Origin of the sequence: Enterococcus sp. 22-H-5-01, from assembly GCF_050310005.1 — a bacterium.
In the GTDB taxonomy this organism is placed as follows: domain Bacteria; phylum Bacillota; class Bacilli; order Lactobacillales; family Enterococcaceae; genus Enterococcus_A; species Enterococcus_A hailinensis.
On record NZ_CP189993.1, the window covers coordinates 798,121 to 819,634 of the forward strand.

The window sequence follows — 21,514 nt, forward strand, 5'->3', positions numbered from 1 at the left end:
GAATTTCTATTTTACTGAGTCATAAATAAAATAGAAATCAATAATGCTAGTATTCTTATAATAACAAATAGTTATAAGGTTTATTTGTACATGTTTACTTATATTTTGATAAACAAAAAAAGACAAAGTACTAAATATTAGTACTTTGTCTAAATCTGAAACTCAAAAACTCAGGAGTTTTTTAGGGCGAACGATGGGAATCGAACCCACGAGTGCCGGAGCCACAATCCGGTGCGTTAACCACTTCGCCACGATCGCCATATTACCTATTCAATTTCAAATAAAAAACTAAGATGAAATAACATCTTAGCTCTTTAATACCGGCGGCCGGGGTCGAACCGGCACGCCCGTGAGGGCACTGGATTTTGAGTCCAGCGCGTCTGCCAATTCCGCCACGCCGGCATGTCTATGATACTATTGCTATTTTAGTACTAAGGCGGTAACCGGATTTGAACCGGTGATGAAGGTTTTGCAGACCTCTGCCTTACCACTTGGCTATACCGCCATTATACTATTTTTTTCTTCTCAGAACAATAATTTTCAAGAAAATTTCTTAACCTTTTCTGAGGAAACTGGGGTAGCTGGATTCGAACCAACGCATGAGGGAGTCAAAGTCCCTTGCCTTACCGCTTGGCTATACCCCAATGAAAAGGGCGAACGATGGGAATCGAACCCACGAGTGCCGGAGCCACAATCCGGTGCGTTAACCACTTCGCCACGATCGCCATATTAGAAAAACAGGGGCAGCAGGAATTGAACCCACACTAACGGTTTTGGAGACCGCTGTTCTACCTTTAAACTATGCCCCTGAAACAAATGGAGGAGAGTGGATTCGAACCACTGAACCCTAAGGAACGGATTTACAGTCCGTCGCGTTTAGCCACTTCGCTACTCCTCCATGGTGGCGCGGGACAGAATCGAACTGCCGACACACGGAGCTTCAATCCGTTGCTCTACCAACTGAGCTACCGCGCCATAAATAATAGTTTAAAGTTTTTAATTAAATGGCGGTCCCGACGGGATTTGAACCCGCGATCTCCTGCGTGACAGGCAGGCATGTTAACCCCTACACCACGGAACCGAATGGAGGTTAACGGGATCGAACCGCTGACCCTCTGCTTGTAAGGCAGATGCTCTCCCAGCTGAGCTAAACCTCCATATTTAATTAAATGACCCGTACGGGACTCGAACCCGTGTTACCGCCGTGAAAGGGCGGTGTCTTAACCGCTTGACCAACGGGCCAGTAAAATTTGTGTTACGGAGAGTAAGGGATTCGAACCCTTGAGACAGGATTACCCGTCTACATGATTTCCAATCATGCTCCTTCGGCCACTCGGACAACTCTCCAAGAAAGGAGCACAAAGGCCCAATACTCTATAAATTCTCTTTCGAGAAACTCCGGCAGTAGGACTCGAACCTACGACATCATGATTAACAGTCATGCGCTACTACCAACTGAGCTATGCCGGAATAATTACAGCGTGGCGACGTCCTAATCTCACAAGGGGCAACCCCTCACTACAATCGGCGCTAAGAAGCTTAACTTCTGTGTTCGACATGGGAACAGGTGTATCCTTCTCGCTATCGCCACCACACTATTTGTTTGAGTAAACTTCGTTCACTCAAAACTGGATCAGAAACATTCAAACAGCCAAGATCAATTTTTTTGGTTAAGTCCTCGATCGATTAGTATCAGTCCGCTCCGTACATCACTGCACTTCCACTTCTGACCTATCTACCTGATCATCTCTCAGGGATCTTACTTTCTTAAAGAAATGGGAAATCTCATCTTGAGGTGGGCTTCACACTTAGATGCTTTCAGCGTTTATCCCTTCCCTACATAGCTACCCAGCGATGCCTCTGGCGAGACAACTGGTACACCAGCGGTAAGTCCATCCCGGTCCTCTCGTACTAAGGACAGATCCTCTCAAATTTCCAACGCCCGCGACGGATAGGGACCGAACTGTCTCACGACGTTCTGAACCCAGCTCGCGTGCCGCTTTAATGGGCGAACAGCCCAACCCTTGGGACCGACTACAGCCCCAGGATGCGACGAGCCGACATCGAGGTGCCAAACCTCCCCGTCGATGTGGACTCTTGGGGGAGATAAGCCTGTTATCCCCAGGGTAGCTTTTATCCGTTGAGCGATGGCCCTTCCATGCGGAACCACCGGATCACTAAGCCCGACTTTCGTCCCTGCTCGACTTGTAGGTCTCGCAGTCAAGCTCCCTTGTGCCTTTACACTCTGCGAATGATTTCCAACCATTCTGAGGGAACCTTTGGGCGCCTCCGTTACCTTTTAGGAGGCGACCGCCCCAGTCAAACTGCCCATCTGACACTGTCTCCCACCACGATTAGTGGTGCGGGTTAGAGTGGTCATAACACAGGGGTAGTATCCCACCAGCGCCTCTGTCGAAACTAGCGTTCCGACTTCTACGGCTCCTACCTATCCTGTACATGTGGTACAAACACTCAATATCAAACTGCAGTAAAGCTCCATGGGGTCTTTCCGTCCTGTCGCGGGTAACCTGCATCTTCACAGGTACTAAAATTTCACCGAGTCTCTCGTTGAGACAGTGCCCAAATCGTTACGCCTTTCGTGCGGGTCGGAACTTACCCGACAAGGAATTTCGCTACCTTAGGACCGTTATAGTTACGGCCGCCGTTTACTGGGGCTTCAATTCGTACCTTCGCTTACGCTAAGCACTCCTCTTAACCTTCCAGCACCGGGCAGGCGTCAGCCCCTATACGTCATCTTTCGATTTTGCAGAGACCTGTGTTTTTGATAAACAGTCGCTTGGGCCTATTCACTGCGGCTGATCGTTAGATCAGCACCCCTTCTCCCGAAGTTACGGGGTCATTTTGCCGAGTTCCTTAACGAGAGTTCTCTCGCTCACCTTAGGATTCTCTCCTCGACTACCTGTGTCGGTTTGCGGTACGGGCCATTGTTTTCTAACTAGAAGCTTTTCTTGGCAGTGTGACATCAGGAACTTCGGTACTATTATTTCCCTCCCCATCACAACTTGTCCTTAAAGATGCAAGCATTTGACTCACTTCAAGACTTGTTGCTTGGACAGACATTTCCAATCGTCTGATTCCTTAGCCTCCTGCGTCCCTCCATTGTTCAAACAAAAACAACGGGTACAGGAATATCAACCTGTTATCCATCGCCTACGCCTTTCGGCCTCGGCTTAGGTCCCGACTAACCCTGGGCGGACGAGCCTTCCCCAGGAAACCTTAGTCATTCGGTGGACAGGATTCTCACCTGTCTTTCGCTACTCATACCGGCATTCTCACTTCTAAGCGCTCCAGCAGTCCTCACGATCTACCTTCAACGCCCTTAGAACGCTCTCCTACCAACACACCTAATGGTGTGTTCCACAGCTTCGGTAATATGTTTAGCCCCGGTACATTTTCGGCGCAGGGTCACTCGACTAGTGAGCTATTACGCACTCTTTAAATGGTGGCTGCTTCTGAGCCAACATCCTAGTTGTCTGTGCAACCCCACATCCTTTTCCACTTAACATATATTTTGGGACCTTAGCTGGTGGTCTGGGCTGTTTCCCTTTCGACTATGGATCTTATCACTCACAGTCTGACTCCCAGAGATGAATGGATGGCATTCGGAGTTTATCTGAATTCGGTAACCCGAGATGGGCCCCTAGTCCAAACAGTGCTCTACCTCCATCATTCTTACTCTGAGGCTAGCCCTAAAGCTATTTCGGAGAGAACCAGCTATCTCCAAGTTCGTTTGGAATTTCTCCGCTACCCACACCTCATCCCCGCACTTTTCAACGTACGTGGGTTCGGTCCTCCAGTGCGTTTTACCGCACCTTCAACCTGGACATGGGTAGATCACATGGTTTCGGGTCTACGACCACTTACTCATTCGCCCTATTCAGACTCGCTTTCGCTACGGCTCCGTTTTTTCAACTTAACCTCGCAAGTAATCGTAACTCGCCGGTTCATTCTACAAAAGGCACGCTATCACCCATTAACGGGCTTTAACTTGTTGTAGGCACACGGTTTCAGGATCTATTTCACTCCCCTTCCGGGGTGCTTTTCACCTTTCCCTCACGGTACTGGTTCACTATCGGTCACTAGGGAGTATTTAGCCTTGGGAGATGGTCCTCCCGGATTCCGACGGAATTCCTCGTGTTCCGCCGTACTCAGGATCCTCCTAGGTGCCAGTCAAATTTTGTCTACGGGGCTTTTACCCTTTCTAGCAGACCTTTCCAGGTCCTTCGACTATCTCACTGGACTACCATATCGGAGTCCTACAACCCCAAGAGGCAAGCCTCTTGGTTTGGGCTTTTCCCGTTTCGCTCGCCGCTACTCAGGGAATCGAATTTTCTTTCTCTTCCTGCAGGTACTTAGATGTTTCAGTTCTCTGCGTCTACCTCTAATCAGCTATGTATTCACTGAAAAGTAACATCCTATAAAAGATGCTGGGTTTCCCCATTCGGAAATCTCCGGATCAAAGCTTACTTACAGCTCCCCGAAGCATATCGGTGTTAGTCCCGTCCTTCATCGGCTCCTAGTGCCAAGGCATCCACCGTGCGCCCTTATTCACTTAACCTTATCAACCTTTCGGTTGGGTCTTACTAATTTCCATGAGCGATCATGTTCCTTAGTAATAAAATAAGCAATTGAACTTATTAAAAAACTCATTCAACGCGGTGTTCTCGGTTTGTTTGGTTTGTTTCTGTATCCAGTTTTCAATGAACGATGATGACTAGTGTCATCAATGGAGCCTAGCGGGATCGAACCGCTGACCTCCTGCGTGCAAAGCAGGCGCTCTCCCAGCTGAGCTAAGGCCCCAAGTATTAAATTGAGAGTAAACCTCTCAAAACTGAACGAATAAAATAACCTGTGTAGTCTCCGTAATATTCCTTAGAAAGGAGGTGATCCAGCCGCACCTTCCGATACGGCTACCTTGTTACGACTTCACCCCAATCATCTATCCCACCTTAGGCGGCTGGCTCCAAAAGGTTACCTCACCGACTTCGGGTGTTACAAACTCTCGTGGTGTGACGGGCGGTGTGTACAAGGCCCGGGAACGTATTCACCGCGGCGTGCTGATCCGCGATTACTAGCGATTCCGGCTTCATGTAGGCGAGTTGCAGCCTACAATCCGAACTGAGAGAAGCTTTAAGAGATTAGCTTAGCCTCGCGACTTCGCGACTCGTTGTACTTCCCATTGTAGCACGTGTGTAGCCCAGGTCATAAGGGGCATGATGATTTGACGTCATCCCCACCTTCCTCCGGTTTGTCACCGGCAGTCTTGCTAGAGTGCCCAACTAAATGATGGCAACTAACAATAAGGGTTGCGCTCGTTGCGGGACTTAACCCAACATCTCACGACACGAGCTGACGACAACCATGCACCACCTGTCACTTTGCCCCCGAAGGGGAAGCTCTATCTCTAGAGTGGTCAAAGGATGTCAAGACCTGGTAAGGTTCTTCGCGTTGCTTCGAATTAAACCACATGCTCCACCGCTTGTGCGGGCCCCCGTCAATTCCTTTGAGTTTCAACCTTGCGGTCGTACTCCCCAGGCGGAGTGCTTAATGCGTTAGCTGCAGCACTGAAGGGCGGAAACCCTCCAACACTTAGCACTCATCGTTTACGGCGTGGACTACCAGGGTATCTAATCCTGTTTGCTCCCCACGCTTTCGAGCCTCAGCGTCAGTTACAGACCAGAGAGCCGCCTTCGCCACTGGTGTTCCTCCATATATCTACGCATTTCACCGCTACACATGGAATTCCACTCTCCTCTTCTGCACTCAAGTTCCCCAGTTTCCAATGACCCTCCCCGGTTGAGCCGGGGGCTTTCACATCAGACTTAAGAAACCGCCTGCGCTCGCTTTACGCCCAATAAATCCGGACAACGCTTGCCACCTACGTATTACCGCGGCTGCTGGCACGTAGTTAGCCGTGGCTTTCTGGTTAGATACCGTCAAAGGATGAACTTTTTACTCTCATCCTTGTTCTTCTCTAACAACAGAGTTTTACGATCCGAAAACCTTCTTCACTCACGCGGCGTTGCTCGGTCAGACTTTCGTCCATTGCCGAAGATTCCCTACTGCTGCCTCCCGTAGGAGTTTGGGCCGTGTCTCAGTCCCAATGTGGCCGATCACCCTCTCAGGTCGGCTATGCATCGTTGCCTTGGTGAGCCGTTACCTCACCAACTAGCTAATGCACCGCGGATCCATCCTCAAGTGACGCAAAAGCGCCTTTCAAAAGAAAACCATGCGGTTTTCTTTGTTATGCGGTATTAGCACCTGTTTCCAAGTGTTATCCCCCGCTTGAGGGTAGGTTATCCACGTGTTACTCACCCGTTCGCCACTCTTTTTCTTTCGGTGGAGCAAGCTCCGGTGAAAGAAAAAGAGTTCGACTTGCATGTATTAGGCACGCCGCCAGCGTTCGTCCTGAGCCAGGATCAAACTCTCATAAAAAGTGTTTGAAACAATCTTGCGATTGTTAAGCTCAATTTTAAAAAATTGACTTGCTAGCATATTGCTTGCTATGTTTTGTTTGTTTCTATTAAAAGAAACGCCCTACACATTTGGTTTGTTTTATTCGTTCAGTTTTCAAAGGTCTACATCGTTTATCGCTTTGTTTCAGTAACCTTTATATCTTAACAGATTTAAAAGTTAATGTCAACAACTTTTTTGAAGTTTTTTTAATCTCAAAAGTTATTATTTAATTTCCGCTGTATCAGCAACTTTTAAATCATATCAGGTCTTCAATCAAAAGTCAAGAACTTTTATTTAAAAACTTTTTATAAAAAAACAAGTTAGCTTTTCTTTTTGTTCAAGCGACTTTATAAAAATACCACAAGTTTCAACATCCGTCAATAATTATTTTTAATTTTTTTCGAGATGTTTTTTCTCTTGGGAACAGATAATAATATAGCAATTTTAAAGCTATAATGCAACTATTTTTTATATGTTTTTTTATCTTTTTTATTTTTTCGAACGTTTAATTATTTATCTGAAATAACGTTCGATTTTAAAACAAAAATAACGTTATCTTCTCAAAAAATAAATTTGAATTTTCGCATAAAAAAACAGTTGAGAAGTTACTCAACTGTTTCTTCTTCTACCATTGGAATAAAAATTCTAAAAATTGTTCCTTTTCCAACTGCACTTTCCACAGAGATATTTCCTTTATAGCTCTCTAAAAGTTTATGTGCAATCGATAAGCCTAGTCCATTTCCACCCTTTGTTCGAGCGCGGGCTTTATCTACACGATAAAATCGATTAAATACTTTATCTATATCTTCATCTGGTATTCCTTCACCAAAATCTTGAATCGCAATTTCAAACTTATTCAATGTTGAAGAAACTGAAATGTGAACTTCTTTTCTATCAGTAGAATATTTTACTGCATTATCTAAAATAATAATCAAAATTTGTTCTAAGTGATTTCGATAAATTTTTAGGATCTTTTCACCATCAAGGTCATCATCCAAAGTGAACGTAAACTCAGGATATAAAATGTTAAAGTTATTGAACACTTGATAGGTTACTTCCTTAGCTTTTGCTGTTTCATTACCATAATAAACATCCACTTGTTCTGCACGTGATAAATCTAGCATTTCTTGCACTAGGCTCTTCATACGGACGAGCTCTTGTAAACTTGCTTGAATGGATTCATCTAAAATTTCTGGATCATCTTTGCCCCAGCGGTTCAACATGTTTAGATGGCCCTCTATCACTGCTACAGGAGTCCTAAGTTCATGAGAAACATCTTCAACAAACTGTTCTTGTTGTTCAATATACATCCTTATACGGTCAATGACATCATTAAAAATGACTGCTAAATCTGATAACTCGTCATTTGTTGTAATTTCTGGCACGTGCACTTCTGCTTGAGGATCTTTCCGAATGATTTCCATTGTATCTCTCAATACTTTTACTGGTTTCAAGAAATATGAAGATAAAATAAAGCCTAAAAAGCTACTTAACAATAGAGAGACAATTTCTAAAATGATTAATGTAAGTAGTAATCTACTGCGCATTTCATAAAAATCTGATAACTCATAAAAAATTTGCGCATAACCTATTTTTTCTCTCGTTTTTTTGGAATAGATGGGTTCGACTGATAAAAAACCACTCTTTTCATCTACTGTAACGATTGTCGGACTCTTATGTTTTGTCTGTATCAATGGCTGATATTCATTTTGAGTCTTGAATATCAGTTTCTTATCCAGATTGTAAATATCTAACGAAAGAGGACGTTGACCTAGTTCTGAAATAAAATCATCAATCCGCATCATATTACCTTCTAGCGTCATATTCTGATCATATAATGCACTCTCTTGGCCAATGGACTCTGTCAATGTTCGATAAGTGTTTACTAAAGTCAGCTCTTCATCGGCATTTGATAGACGCGAAGTAACTTCTGAGATCGTCCGTTCAACATTCTTTCGTTCTTTTGTTACTATTAAATTCACTGAAGATTTATACGTAATAACTGCAAAGATAGTAAATACTACGAATATAAAGAAAGAACTTGTAAAGGCCCACTTGATGGTAAGTGAGGGCCCCTTCAGTTCTCTTTGTTTCTTTATAAATTTTCTCATGAGCGCATAACGTAACCAGTACCGCGGACAGTTTGAATATAGCTGTCTTCACCCGGTACATCAATTTTATTACGCAAGTAACGGATATATACATCCACTACGTTTGTCTCTACTTCAGTTTCATAACCCCATACTTTATTCAGTAAAACATCACGTGCTAACACGACATTTACATTTTCCATAAGAGTTAATAGTAATTCATATTCACGTTTTGTTAATTCAATAATTTCATTACCACGACGAACAACACGATTTTCTTTTTCAATTGTTAAGTCACGGTAAGTAATCGTTGTTTGTTTTGCAACGTTTTTATCGCCCTCGATATCAATACGACGAAGTAAGGCACGTAAACGAGCTAATAATTCTTCGATAGCAAATGGTTTGACGATGTAATCGTCAGCACCATGATCCAACCCTGAAACACGATCGATCACAGAATCACGTGCTGTCATCATGATAATTGGTGTATTTTTCACTTGACGAACACGACGACAAACTTCTAACCCGTTCAATTCAGGTAACATCAAGTCTAATAAGATGGCATCCCAATCGCTTTCAAGTGCTGCTTCAAGTCCAGTTCTGCCGTTATAATGAACTTCGGTATCATAGCCTTCATGTTTCAATTCTAATTCGACGAAACGAGCTAAGTTTTTCTCATCTTCAATGATCAGAATATTACTCATTTTTTTAGTTCCTTTCCTGGTTAAATTTCATTAAACCTATACTATTATAGGGCTAAAAAACTAAAAAGCTACATTTAATTGTATAGACCTATTATAATTAACATTTTTATTCTTCGTCATACCAGCTGTAATGATATGTTCCTTCTTTATCAGTGCGTTCATACGTATGTGCACCAAAGTAATCTCTTTGCGCTTGAATCAAGTTTGCTGGTAAACGTTCTGCACGATAAGAATCATAATAAGTAATAGCAGATGAGAATGTTGGTACAGGAACACCCGCTTGAACCGCAATTGCTACTACTTCACGTACAGCTTGCTGATACTTAGCTGTCACTTCTTGGAAGTAACTATCTAACATCAAGTTTGCTAAATCTGGATCTTTTTCATACGCATCAGTAATCTTTTGTAAGAAACCTGCACGAATAATACAGCCGGCTCGCCAAATTTTAGCAATTTCGCCAAACGGTAATGACCAACCAAATTCTTTTGAAGCCGCACGTAATTCAGAGAACCCTTGAGCGTAACTCATGATTTTACTGAAATAAAGAGCCTCACGAATTTTTTCGATCAAATCTTTTTTATCACCATCGTATTTGTAAGGAGCTGGTCCTGTAAGGACTTTGCTAGCAGCAACACGTTCTTCTTTGTATGCTGAGATAAAGCGGGCAAAAACGGATTCAGTGATCAATGGTAGTGGTACACCAAGATCTAATGCGCTTTGAGAAGTCCATTTACCTGTTCCTTTGTTTCCAGCAGCATCTTTGATGACATCAACAATTGCGTGATCTGTTCCTTCATCATCTTTACGCGTTAAAATATCTGCAGTGATTTCAATTAGATAGCTATCTAATTCCCCTTTATTCCATTCAGAAAATACTTCAGCCATTTCATCAACTGAAAGGCCTAATAAACGATGCATTAAATCATAGGACTCAGCAATTAATTGCATATCTCCATATTCAATACCGTTATGAACCATTTTTACATAATGTCCAGCACCATTAGCACCAATATAAGTAACACATGGTTCGCCATCTTCAGCTTTGGCAGCAATTTGTTCAAAAATAGGAGCAACTAAATCATACGCTTCTTTTTGACCACCAGGCATCATTGAAGGACCTTCTAATGCACCCTTTTCACCACCTGAAACGCCAGTACCAATGAAATTGATTCCTGAATTTGCTAATTGTTCGTTACGACGGATTGTATCTTTAAAGAATGTGTTTCCGCCATCAATCAAAATATCCCCTTTGTCTAAATGAGGTAACAATGATTGAATCGTTGCATCTGTCGCAGGACCCGCTTGGACCATCAACATGATGCGACGAGGTTTTTCAATTGCTTGAACAAACTCTTCGATTGAAAAAGTTGCTTTTAAGTTACGTTCTGGATGTTCTGCTACTACGGCTTCAGTTTTTGAACCTGTTCTATTGTATAAAGCTACAGAATATCCACGGCTTTCAATATTTAGGGCTAGGTTTTTCCCCATTACTGCCATACCTACGACACCAAATTGTTGTTTTGACATAAGAATCCTCCTATTTCAAGTAGATAACGATTGCCATTTCGTTAGAGAACAATCTTCTCTACTTTACATGTACTATTCTATTATGCATATCTTCATCTAATAAATGGACGAATCAATGATCTCTTCGTCTGTTCTGTTATGCAAAAGATGTTTAAAATGCATGATATGTTTACCTTTCTCATTATATCCTAAGAAAGTAAGAATGGAAAACGAATTGTGTTTTTTCTAAGAAAAAAACCTCAAGACTCCATGGTTAGTCTTAAGGTTTTAGCTTCTCTATTAAAAAGTGCTTATGCTTCTTTAGACATAACATCTTTTCCATCGTAGTAGCCACAGTTGCCACATACGTGATGGCTCTTCTTCATTTCGCCACAGTTAGGACATTCGTTTAATCCTTTGATGGTTAATTTGTAGTGAGTACGACGTTTGTTCTTTTTAGCTTTTGATGTTTTTCTAGCTGGTACTGCCATTGGGTGTTACACCTCCTTATAAAATGAAGTATCATTACTGATACATTTTATTCCAATCTTACTCGTTATCCTCTGATTCATTGAATAATTCAGACAATTTTGCAAGACGAGGATCAATTGTTTCAGCAGATTCTTTTTTTTGCAAGTATTCTTCTTCGCTCACGACTACCCAATCGTTACCTTTTGGTAAGTCTTTTGATTGAAGCTCTTCTTCAGAAAACACTTGCAGCGGAATCGCTAATAATATGTTATCTTCGATAGAATCTGTTAAGTCGATCGTATCATTGTCTATGACAAGGATCTCTTCGTCTCGTTCATCTTCTAGAGAAGACCATTGCTCCCGTGTCATGAATACTTCATCTACTGATAGATCAAGTGGCAGATCAACTGGTTCCAAGGAACGTGCTGAAGGAACAGTTACAACAGTTTTCAAACGGTAATGTAAAATATATTCATTTTTTCCAACGGACAAGATACCTTCAACAGCAACAGGTGCTACTGCTAAAACTTCATTATCACGACGAATCAACGTTTTATTTACATCAATCGTTTCTGAAAAATTTAATGCTTCTTCTTTATAGCGGCGTAATTCGCCAATCGACCATTTCATTATTCATCACCTCTAAGCAACAATCGCTATTATACAGGTGTAAAAAACCTTTGTCAATGAAATTTTCTTGACACCTATAAAAAACGCTCGTCTGCATTTATCTATTTTATTTAGTGTAAATACTCATAAAAAAAGCGAACCAATAAATTGGTCCGCTTCGCAACAGTCTAAGATTTAGATAGCTGTTGTTTGTCCACGGTAAACAATGCCACGACGAGAGTCGACAGTCACTAATTCGCCATCAACAACAGTTGAAGTTGCATCTTTTGCTCCAACGATTACTGGGATATCTTGAGCGATACCAACAACAGCAGCGTGTGAAGTTAATCCACCTTCTTCAACGATCAAAGCAGCAGCTTTTTCGATTGCAGGCATATATTCTTTATCAGTTGTTGGAACAACTAGAACCATACCATCTTGAGCTTTTTTGATTGCTTCTTCAGCTGAACTTGCAACAACTGCATGTGCAACAACTGAAGATTCGCCGATTCCTTGTGCTTCTAATAATTTAGAACCGATCATTTGAACTTTCATTACGTTTGTAGTTCCACGTTCACCAACTGGTACACCAGCAGTGATCAAGATTAAGTCGCCTTCTTCAGCAAAACCTAATTCTACAGCTTTTTGAGCAGCTAAGTCGAACATTTCATCAGTTGTTGAAGGTTTTTCAGCAACTGTTGGGTATACACCCCAGTTAACCATTAAGCTACGTTTTGTATGTTCGTCAAATGTTACAGCTAAAATGTCAGCATCTGGACGGTATTTAGAGATCATACGTGCAGTGTGACCTGATTCAGTAGCAGCAACGATTGTTTTAACACCTAAGTTTTTAGCAGCGCGAGCTACAGATAAACCGATTGTTTCAGTTACGTTTGTTTTGTCGAATTCGTTGATTTGGAATGAACCTAATTCGTTCAATGCAGCTTCAGCTTCCATATCGATACGAGCCATTGTGCCAACAGCTTCAACTGGGTATTTACCATTTGCAGATTCACCAGAAAGCATTGTAGCATCAGTTCCGTCAAATACAGCATTCGCAACGTCAGATGCTTCCGCACGTGTTGGACGTGGGTTTTCTTGCATTGATTCTAACATTTGAGTAGCTGTGATAACTGGTTTACCAGCAAAGTTACATTTTTTGATGATACGTTTTTGAACCATAGGTACTAGTTCAGGCGCGATTTCAACACCCATGTCACCACGAGCGATCATGATACCATCAGAAACTTTGATGATTTCGTCGATATTATCGATACCTTCTTGAGATTCGATTTTAGGGAAGATTTGAACGTGAGTCATGTTCTTTTCTTCTAAGATTTCACGAATGTCTAGAACGTCTTGCGCTTTACGTACAAAACTTGCAGCGATAAAGTTAATGTCGTTATCTAAACCAAAACGGATATCGTCAGCATCTTTTTCAGTGATACCAGGTAAGTTGATTGAGATACCAGGTGCATTAACACCTTTACGAGAACCCAACATACCAGCATTTTTAACTAACATGATTAATTCACGGTTAGCAGCGTCTTTTTCAACGATTTCCATGTCGATAAGACCATCATCGAATAAGATGTGTCCGCCGATGTGAGCATCATCGAATAGACCTGGGTAAGTTACAGCGATTTTTTCTTTTGTTCCTTTAAGTTCAGAATCCATTGAGATGCGAGTTTTGTCGCCTACGTTGAATTCGATATATCCAGCACGACCATAGTCAGCTTCAGTAGTATCTTGAACAGTAGTACGGATTTCAGCACCCTTTGTATCTAAAAGAATACCAACGTCTTTACCAGTTTTTTCTACTGCTTCACGAACCATTTGCATACGAGTTAATTGTTCTTCATGGTCTCCGTGAGAGAAGTTGAAACGGAAGACGTTAGCACCAGCTTCGATTAATTGAGAAATTAATTCAACAGTATTACTTGCTGGTCCTAATGTACTAACGATTTTAGTTTTTTTCATTGCGTAAACGCTCCATTCTTGGTTGTTTATAATATATAGTATTCAACTATTATTAACGAGATTAAAATGAGATTTGGTTATTTAAGTCATATAATGATAAATCAGGTTTGTGTTTGTTGTTTTCTAAAGTTTCAACGATATCAGAAGCAATAACTTTATTGTCTTCCATACCAATACACAATCCACCTTTACCTTCTAACAATAAATCTACGGCATATGAACCGAATTTACTTGCCAATACACGGTCACGAGCGCTTGGAGAACCACCACGAACAACGTGTCCTAGAACACTTACACGTGTATGGAAATCGCCGTATTCAGCTAATTTATCAGCGAATTCATTTCCGCCCATAACACCTTCAGCTAAAATGATTAGACAATGTTTTTTGCCACGATCACGGCCTGCTTGGATTTTTTTCGCAATTTTTTCAATGTCGAAGTCATGTTCAGGAATGACGATTTCGTCAGCTCCACCAGCAACACCAGACCATAAAGCGATATCGCCTGCGTTACGTCCCATTACTTCGATAACAAATGTACGGACATGTGAAGTTGCAGTATCACGGATACGGTCAACAGATTCAAGGACTGTATTGATAGCAGTATCAAAACCAACGGTAAAGTCAGTTCCTGGAATATCATTATCGATTGTTCCTGGGATACCTACAGCTGGATAGCCATGTTTCGTTAAAGCTAATGCGCCATGGTAAGAACCATCGCCACCGATAACAACTAAACCTTCAATACCGAATTTTTTCAATTGTTCGATCCCTTTTAATTGACCTTCTTCAGTAGCAAATTCTGGGTAACGAGCTGAATATAAGAAAGTTCCGCCTCGTTGGATTTTATCACCAACATCGGCAACATCTAAACGACGGATGTCTCCAGCAACTAGTCCGGCGAAACCATAATTGATACCATATACTTCCATGCCTTCGAAGATCGCTTTACGAACGACCGCGCGAACAGCAGCGTTCATTCCAGGAGCGTCTCCTCCACTTGTTAAAATTCCAATGCGTTTCATTTTCTCACCTCATAAATATTATCAAAAACATACATTGCTTAATTCATGGTACATTCTACCAAAAAACATCCCAAAAGTCTTGGGATGTCCACGCTAAAAGCTTATATTTTGAAAAAAGTTTTTGAAAGTTACAAGAAATCATCTTATTACGACATTTTGTTCCCCTAATATGTCACGTAAAGCAGCTATTAAGGAGTCATTAACCCCTATCCAAAACTTTTTAGCCAACACAATCTTTCGCTGATTTTTTTCATAATAGATAATTACCGGAACATTTCCAGGTGATAATTTGATTTGATCAGCGATTTCTCGTTCAACAGCAGTTGACTCTTTTTCAGCTTTGACACGTAAATACAATGTTTGATCACTGATTGCCTTTTCTGCTGTTTGTGCTAACTCAATTTCTTCTACTAATAATTGAATCGTTTGATCATAGCGACTGCGTTCAACTTTTCCTTGTACCACATACACCTGTTCTACCACTAATAAATTACGGACTCGGCGATACATTTGCGGAAAAATCGTTAAGGAAACCTCACCGCTTTGATCATTTCCAGTCAAGAAAGCCATTTGTTCACCTTTTTTTGTCCGTATTTCGCGAATATCCTTTAAATAGAAGAGGATTTTAGCTTGGCTGCCTACAACTAATTCAGTAATCGCTTGAAGATCTTTTTGTTTCAATAGTTTAGGATAATTCTCTGTCGGGTGCCCCGATACATAGAGCCCTAAATACTGTTCTTCATAATCAAGCCGTTCAGCTAATGAAAAATCAGCACTTGCTCGTTCTTTAAGACTCATTACATCCAGCAGTGACATACTTCCGCCGCTATATTGCACATTTTGAATCTTCCCTTCCAAACCATCAGATAATTCTTTTCGGTTCGGATGTAATTCATCAAAGGCGCCTACTAAAATCAACGGTGCCAGATATTCGTTTTTCAACCAACGTGATTCGATGCGTAATAAAAATTGATCGAGTGATTGGAAAGATCCATTTTCTTTGCGTGCCTTTACGATATCACTGACAAAATCTCGTCGCATACCCTTAATAGCATCTAATCCAAAACGAATCACATTTTTTTCTACTAATGTAAAACTGTACCCGCTCCGATTGATATCAGGAGCCAATAGTTTTACTCCTGCTCGATTAGCTTCAGCGATATATTCTCTTAATTTTTTAAGATCGTTACGAACTGACTGCATCAATGCAGTATATAAAGCACCTGGATAATGAACTTTTAAATAGGCTAATTGATACGCTACAAAAGTATAGGCCACGGCATGAGATCGATTGAATCCATAATTTGCAAAACGCTCAATATAGTCGTATACCTCTTCCGCACTTTTTTGACTGTGTCCATGAGCTAAGGCGCCTTCAACAAAATGTTTTCTTTCCTCATCTAAAAGTTCCTTTTTCTTTTTGCTGACTGCTCTACGTAAAATATCCGCCTCGCCTAAACTAAAACCAGCCATCTCAGATGCCACTTGCATAATCTGTTCTTGATACACAATGATACCGTACGTCGGTGCCAAGATTGATTCAACGGAAGGATCAGGATAAACCACTTTTTCTTTCCCATTCCTTCGAGCGATAAAGTGATCGATATTTTGCATTGGACCGGGACGATAAAGTGCATTAACAGCAATAATATCTTCTATTGTTGTTGGGTGAAGTTTTCGTAAGACATTTCGGATACCTGCGGATTCAAATTGAAAGACACCGCTTGTTTCACCTCTTTGGAATAGTGCTAACGTCTCTGGATCATCTAACGGAATATCTCTCAATATTAAATCCTCTTGATAAACACGTTGAATATTTTGTAATGTATTGTCTATGATCGATAAATTTCTTAATCCTAGGAAATCCATCTTTAATAATCCGATCGTCTCGACATCGGTCATCGTAAATTGAGTCAGCAATATATCTTCTGATCCATTTTGCAAGGGAACGATGTTCATTAAATCAACGTCGCTGATCACTACTCCACCCGCATGAGTCGATACATGGCGAGGCAAACCTTCTAAGTCCAATGCTGTCTCAAATAATAATTTACTGCGTTCATCATAGGCCACCAATTGTTTCAACGATTCTGATTTTTCATAGGCGGCCTTTAAAGTGATCTTTAACTGATTCGGAATCGCTTTTGACCAACGGTTGGCCTCGCTTTGAGACAGTCCGAAGACCCGACCAACATCACGAAGCACCATTTTAGCAGCCATCGTTCCAAAGGTGGCAATTTGCGAAACATGAAAGTGGCCGTATTTCTCATGAACATAATGTAAAACTTGATTGCGCCGATTGTCAGGAATATCTAAATCAATATCAGGCATGCTATTTCGTTCAGGATTCAAAAACCGTTCAAATAATAAATTATAGGCAATAGGATCGACATCAGTAATATTAAGCACATAGGCTACCAACGAACCTGCAGCCGAACCTCGACCAGCTCCTGAAACGATTTTACTACGATGAACGTAATCCATCACATCCCAAACAATCAAGAAATAGTCATCAAATCCCATATGATGAATGATTTTCAATTCTCGTTCTAACCGTTGACGATAAACTTCTGTCACTTCGAAAACACGCTCAGGAAGTTTTTCCCAACAAAGTTTTTGCAAATATTCTTTAGCAGATTGCTCGGTGGGTACTGGGTAATGCGGTAATAATTTTTGATGCAACGGAAGTTCAAAATGGCATTCGTTAACAAATTTTTCAGCATTTACTAAAGCTTCCTGATCATCAAAACGCTCAATTAGTTCCTGCATATCAAGTAAATAATGCTCTCCAGATTGCGCAATCAATTCTTCTCGGGGAATTTGAGTTCCAGCTTGAATATGACTCATCACGTTAACTGAGAAAGCCTGAGATTTTTCTAAATAAGCTACTTCATGCAAAGCAACTTTAGAACAACTGGCTGGCAAATTACTAAGCTTCGTCTCAGGTGTGATCCCTAAATAAAAATCCGTTTGAAACAGTTCTTGAAATTCATTTATAAGCGGTTCGAGTGCTTCTTTGATTGAGTCTACGGGCAAAACAACCAATAAGTTATCTTGTTTGATTTGATATTCGCTGATTTTTTGAGGCTTTTCTGCCATCATTCGAGTACTCGATAAACGCATGAGTTCCTGATAGCCTGCTACATTTTTTGCATAGAGCAATACCGTTTCAGTTGATTCAATCGAAATAAAATCCAATTCTAATCCAATGATCGGTGTTAATTGATTTTTTTGACACGCTTGAAAAAATTCTACCGCACCGTATAAAACATTTTTATCTGTAATAGCAATTGCTGAATACCCACGGGCTTTTGCTGTTTCTACATATTCCTTGATCGTTAAGGTACTATTTAATAATGAATAGGAAGTTTTTGTATAAAGTTGTGGTAGTTGCATAAGGTCCTCCTACTTCGTCTATCTATCAGTATTTTTTCTATTTAATCAGTATTCATTGCTATCATTCTTTTAGCGTTCAATTAATGTAAATAGGTACTAGACTTTTCTTTACATTTTCAAAAAAAATGCTAAACTAAACCTAAATGTTACTGTGAAAAGAGGTGCTCTTGATGAAATATCTAGTCACACTATTTTGGGCTTTCGCAATTGGACAAGCCGTTTGTTATCTAGGCGGTGCCTTGCAAAGTGCTTCTTATAATTTTGAAATGTCTACTATCATTTCACTTGTCGTTGGCGTGATCGCAATTATTACTGCTCGTTTCGTCTCACCAAAAAAAGTAAAAGCATAAAGAAAACCAGTTACTTAATTGTAACTGGTTTTTTATATATTTCAAATTAATCGCAAAACTTTTATCAAATTTCGTTTTGATGATAGTAATTTGCTAAAAATTCTTTGGTTCGTTCTTGTTTAGGGTGCTCAAAAACTTCTTGCGCTGTTCCTGCTTCGATGATTTTTCCATGCTCTAGAAACAGGACACGATCCGCAACTTTCCTAACAAAATTCATCTCATGAGAAACTAGCAACATCGTAAAACCATCCTTTGCCGCCTGTTGGATCGTTGCCAATACACCACCGACTAATTCAGGATCTAGTGCAGAAGTTGGTTCGTCTAACAACAATAACTCTGGCTGCATCGCTAGTGCGCGAGCAATTGCGACTCGTTGTTGTTGGCCGCCAGAAAGATGTTTTGGATAATAATCTGCTCTTTCTAATAAGCCCACCTTTTCCAACTGGCTTTCTGCCATTTTGCGTGCTTGGTCGACTGGTATTTTTTTTACAACAACCAACCCTTCCATAACATTTTCCAATGCTGTCTTTTGGCGAAACAGATTAAATGATTGAAATACCATAGCGGTTTGCTTTCTTAGTTGAATGATCTGTTCTTTTTTTGCCGCTGCAATTTCTAATGAAAACTCATCGATCGTAATCCGACCGGTATCTGCTTTTTCTAGAAAATTAAGTGTACGCAAAAGTGTTGATTTACCTGCCCCAGATGAGCCAATCAGCGCGACCACTTCTCCAGATTGAATCTCAAAGGAAAGATCATTCAATACTTGATTGCTTTGAAAAGATTTAGATAAATGTTCGATTTGGATCATAACCAATCACCTGACCTTTTTGATCGTAAAACTACTTCATCGGGCACCGCAATTTTTTTCTCAATCAATCGAATCAGCTGTTCGATGATAATTGTTACTACCCAGTAAATCAATGCTAACGCTAGATAGACTTCAAAATAGCGAAAATTGGAGCCTGCTAAAATTTTTGCTTGAGCTGTCATCTCGACTACAGCACAAACAAAAGCCAAAGAAGTTCCTTTTAACAAACCTATCAATGTATTTCCCAAAGTTGGCAAAGCGACCACGAATGCTTCAGGTAAGATCACGTGTTTCATTACTTGACCGTAAGTCATCCCTAAAGATTGTGCGGCTTCGATTTGGCCTCTATCTACTGATAACAAGGCTGCACGTAAACTTTCCGAATTATAGCCAGCTTCATTGAGACTGAAAGTGACTAAGACAAACAGCAGTGCTGGAACATTGTTGACATTTAAGTCAGTCCCGTGATGAAGATTATAGTATTTTAACAATAATGGAATGCCAGTATAGCTTAAATACAGTTGGACGATCAGTGGTGTTCCTCGAACAAAAGAAACAAAGATCGTCGTTAGTTGTGACAAGGCCGGAATCCTATTTATTTTGATGATTGCTAATAACAAGCCTAAAACAAGCCCGAAAAACATCGACAATACCGTGATCTGCAATGTCATCGGCAAAAATTTTATAAGTTCTGCGATGGCATTAAAAACATAATTAACATCAAAAATTTTACCCAAAAAAACTGCCTCGCTTTCTATTCCAAAGAGCGTACTTTGATAACACCATTTTCTTCAACGATTTCGGTTAGGTATCGTTCTTGACTGACTGCATTCAAATGAGAGATCAGATTGCGACGTGATCGTACATCTGCAATGATTGGGAGCCCTCGTTTGGTCACCCTATCATTACGTAATTGCAAATTAGTTGCAATCAACTGAAATTGCGGTTCTTGTCCACTTTTTAAATCAAATGAAACTAAAAAATTTTCTTCAAATTTAGGATCACTATAAAATCCTTGCCAATTTCCATCTGAGTCTTTAACACGATTACCATGAAGCGTTGATGGCAATTCAGCAGAAGCATAACCATAAGCTTCATTCATTTCTGAAGGCAAGAGTGATTCGCCCGCTTCAAACTCCATCAGCAAACTGCCAAGATTATAAAAAATCGTACCACCATGATAGTTTTGAATTCCCCGAGTAAAATGCGCACCGTGTCCAAATATGATATTTGCGCCTGCATCGATCGCAGCTTGAGAAAACTGTTCAATAAATGCAGCAGGATACTCGCTATACCAGTTTTCATTTTCTCCCTCATGAGTATGAAGACTGACAAAAACAAAATCGCTTCTTTTTTTCACATCTTCAATCGAGGCTAAAATAGCCTGACGATCACTTTCTTTTGCCGTTGTTTCTACGCCCGGCTGCTCTCCTGCAACAAAACTGATGTAGCCTTCAAAAAACGAACCTAGATCTAATTGTTCTCTTGAATCAGCTGCTTTCCATAATTCGATTTTTTTCGCTTCATCCATACTCGCTGAAAAACCGCTGCGCTGACTGATTGCTTCTAATGATTGTAGATCCTTGGGACTGACTACATATTTACGATCCCATCGTAATGGATTCACTCCTGGACGTGCCGGCAATCCATTGGCACTATCAAGTGCAGCAAAAACTTCGCTTCGTGTGACATCAACGGTGATAAGAGCGATTCGGCAATCCGCATGATCAATAAATACTGGTTTTCTGGCGTTGTATAAATTCTCAGCAATCCCCAAAGGAATAATGTTGCGTTTCCGACTTTCTTCTAATGTATCTAACATCCCTTGAATCCCAAAATCTCCTGTATGATTATTGGCAAATCCAACATAACGAATATTTAATTTTGTAAACTCATCTAACAATGCTGGACGAACACTTGTTACATATCCTCTGCCGGCTGCGGGAGGAGTTGCTAAATTCGGCGTGACAAATTCGGCATTAGTAAAGACTGCATCAGCGGTTTGTAATTTTGCTACTAAAGCCTCATCTATCGTTTGCGTTAGATTTTGACTTGAAAAAAGCGAATCTCCGGTAATTATAAAATTCATGTGTAA

12 protein-coding genes, 14 tRNA genes and 3 rRNA genes are annotated in these 21,514 nt (G+C 40.8%); 1 reads left to right on the top strand and 28 read right to left on the bottom strand.

Translation table 11 applies throughout. From position 1 onward, the window contains the following. Nucleotides 1-185 precede the first annotated feature (185 nt). The 25 genes from ACQKTA_RS03910 to dnaE form a co-directional block, all read right to left on the bottom strand. Nucleotides 186-258: transfer RNA gene (locus ACQKTA_RS03910), tRNA-His, on the bottom strand. A gap of 60 nt (nt 259-318) precedes the next feature. Continuing rightward, nucleotides 319-402, bottom strand: a tRNA-Leu gene (locus ACQKTA_RS03915). A gap of 32 nt (nt 403-434) precedes the next feature. Continuing rightward, a tRNA-Cys gene (locus tag ACQKTA_RS03920) sits at nt 435-505 on the bottom strand. 67 nt (nt 506-572) lie between these two features. Next, nucleotides 573-644 (bottom strand) — tRNA-Gln (locus ACQKTA_RS03925). Between the two features lie 8 nt (nt 645-652). Further along, nucleotides 653-725 (bottom strand) — tRNA-His (locus ACQKTA_RS03930). A gap of 13 nt (nt 726-738) precedes the next feature. Next, nucleotides 739-809: transfer RNA gene (locus ACQKTA_RS03935), tRNA-Trp, on the bottom strand. A gap of 8 nt (nt 810-817) precedes the next feature. Then, nucleotides 818-898, bottom strand: a tRNA-Tyr gene (locus ACQKTA_RS03940). Between the two features lies 1 nt (nt 899). Next, nucleotides 900-975 (bottom strand) — tRNA-Phe (locus ACQKTA_RS03945). A gap of 30 nt (nt 976-1,005) precedes the next feature. Continuing rightward, nucleotides 1,006-1,081, bottom strand: a tRNA-Asp gene (locus ACQKTA_RS03950). Nucleotides 1,082-1,084: 3 nt separating this feature from the next. Further along, nucleotides 1,085-1,157: transfer RNA gene (locus ACQKTA_RS03955), tRNA-Val, on the bottom strand. 13 nt (nt 1,158-1,170) lie between these two features. Next, a tRNA-Glu gene (locus ACQKTA_RS03960) sits at nt 1,171-1,242 on the bottom strand. Between the two features lie 16 nt (nt 1,243-1,258). Next, nucleotides 1,259-1,347, bottom strand: a tRNA-Ser gene (locus tag ACQKTA_RS03965). Nucleotides 1,348-1,396: 49 nt separating this feature from the next. Then, a tRNA-Asn gene (locus ACQKTA_RS03970) sits at nt 1,397-1,470 on the bottom strand. Between the two features lie 9 nt (nt 1,471-1,479). Then, nucleotides 1,480-1,595: ribosomal RNA gene (rrf, locus tag ACQKTA_RS03975) — 5S ribosomal RNA — on the bottom strand. Between the two features lie 71 nt (nt 1,596-1,666). Further along, a 23S ribosomal RNA gene (locus ACQKTA_RS03980) occupies nt 1,667-4,579 on the bottom strand. Between the two features lie 169 nt (nt 4,580-4,748). Beyond that, nucleotides 4,749-4,821: transfer RNA gene (locus ACQKTA_RS03985), tRNA-Ala, on the bottom strand. A gap of 76 nt (nt 4,822-4,897) precedes the next feature. Then, a 16S ribosomal RNA gene (locus tag ACQKTA_RS03990) occupies nt 4,898-6,456 on the bottom strand. Together the 16S, 23S and 5S rRNA genes with 14 tRNA genes alongside form the textbook arrangement of a ribosomal RNA operon. 626 nt (nt 6,457-7,082) lie before the next feature. Next, nucleotides 7,083-8,588 carry a HAMP domain-containing sensor histidine kinase gene (locus ACQKTA_RS03995; protein WP_427814260.1) on the bottom strand — a complete coding sequence of 502 codons (1,506 nt, stop codon included), beginning with the start codon at nt 8,586-8,588 and terminating at the stop codon, nt 7,083-7,085. After that, nucleotides 8,585-9,271: a response regulator transcription factor gene (locus tag ACQKTA_RS04000; protein ID WP_010740068.1), complete on the bottom strand. Its 687-nt coding sequence runs from the start codon at nt 9,269-9,271 to the stop codon at nt 8,585-8,587. Before ACQKTA_RS04000 ends, ACQKTA_RS03995 begins: the two co-directional genes overlap by 4 nt. Nucleotides 9,272-9,377: 106 nt before the next feature. After that, nucleotides 9,378-10,799, bottom strand: a complete 1,422-nt coding sequence (gene gndA / locus ACQKTA_RS04005; RefSeq protein WP_427814261.1) for an NADP-dependent phosphogluconate dehydrogenase — start codon at nt 10,797-10,799, stop codon at nt 9,378-9,380. Between the two features lie 290 nt (nt 10,800-11,089). Then, nucleotides 11,090-11,269, bottom strand: a complete 180-nt coding sequence (rpmF, locus tag ACQKTA_RS04010; protein WP_071858614.1) for a 50S ribosomal protein L32 — start codon at nt 11,267-11,269, stop codon at nt 11,090-11,092. Between the two features lie 58 nt (nt 11,270-11,327). Then, nucleotides 11,328-11,879: a YceD family protein gene (locus tag ACQKTA_RS04015; RefSeq protein ID WP_427814262.1), complete on the bottom strand. Its 552-nt coding sequence runs from the start codon at nt 11,877-11,879 to the stop codon at nt 11,328-11,330. A gap of 174 nt (nt 11,880-12,053) precedes the next feature. Beyond that, nucleotides 12,054-13,838, bottom strand: coding sequence for a pyruvate kinase (gene pyk, locus ACQKTA_RS04020; protein ID WP_332654268.1), 1,785 nt, complete (start codon nt 13,836-13,838; stop codon nt 12,054-12,056). A 61-nt stretch (nt 13,839-13,899) separates the two neighbouring features. Further along, nucleotides 13,900-14,862: a 6-phosphofructokinase gene (pfkA, locus tag ACQKTA_RS04025; protein ID WP_332581487.1), complete on the bottom strand. Its 963-nt coding sequence runs from the start codon at nt 14,860-14,862 to the stop codon at nt 13,900-13,902. Nucleotides 14,863-15,000: 138 nt separating this feature from the next. After that, nucleotides 15,001-18,258: a DNA polymerase III subunit alpha gene (dnaE, locus tag ACQKTA_RS04030; protein ID WP_427814263.1), complete on the bottom strand. Its 3,258-nt coding sequence runs from the start codon at nt 18,256-18,258 to the stop codon at nt 15,001-15,003. A 170-nt stretch (nt 18,259-18,428) separates the two neighbouring features. Between dnaE and ACQKTA_RS04035 the strand changes: the two genes are divergently transcribed. Beyond that, entirely contained in the window at nt 18,429-18,608 is a 180-nt protein-coding gene (locus ACQKTA_RS04035; protein WP_427814264.1) for a YjzD family protein, read from the top strand. Nucleotides 18,609-18,672: 64 nt separating this feature from the next. Here the strand turns inward: ACQKTA_RS04035 and ACQKTA_RS04040 are convergent, their stop codons facing one another. From ACQKTA_RS04040 to ACQKTA_RS04050, 3 genes are read right to left on the bottom strand one after another with little or no spacing between them, the layout of a single operon-like run. Continuing rightward, entirely contained in the window at nt 18,673-19,419 is a 747-nt protein-coding gene (locus ACQKTA_RS04040) for an amino acid ABC transporter ATP-binding protein (RefSeq protein ID WP_407856398.1), read from the bottom strand. Continuing rightward, the gene (locus ACQKTA_RS04045; RefSeq protein WP_427814265.1) at nt 19,416-20,156 is read right to left on the bottom strand and encodes an amino acid ABC transporter permease; all 741 of its coding nucleotides are present in this window, start codon (nt 20,154-20,156) and stop codon (nt 19,416-19,418) included. Before ACQKTA_RS04045 ends, ACQKTA_RS04040 begins: the two co-directional genes overlap by 4 nt. A gap of 17 nt (nt 20,157-20,173) precedes the next feature. Next, nucleotides 20,174-21,508 (bottom strand): CapA family protein, encoded by a 1,335-nt coding sequence (locus ACQKTA_RS04050; protein ID WP_427814266.1) that lies wholly within the window; start codon nt 21,506-21,508, stop codon nt 20,174-20,176. Nucleotides 21,509-21,514 lie beyond the last annotated feature (6 nt).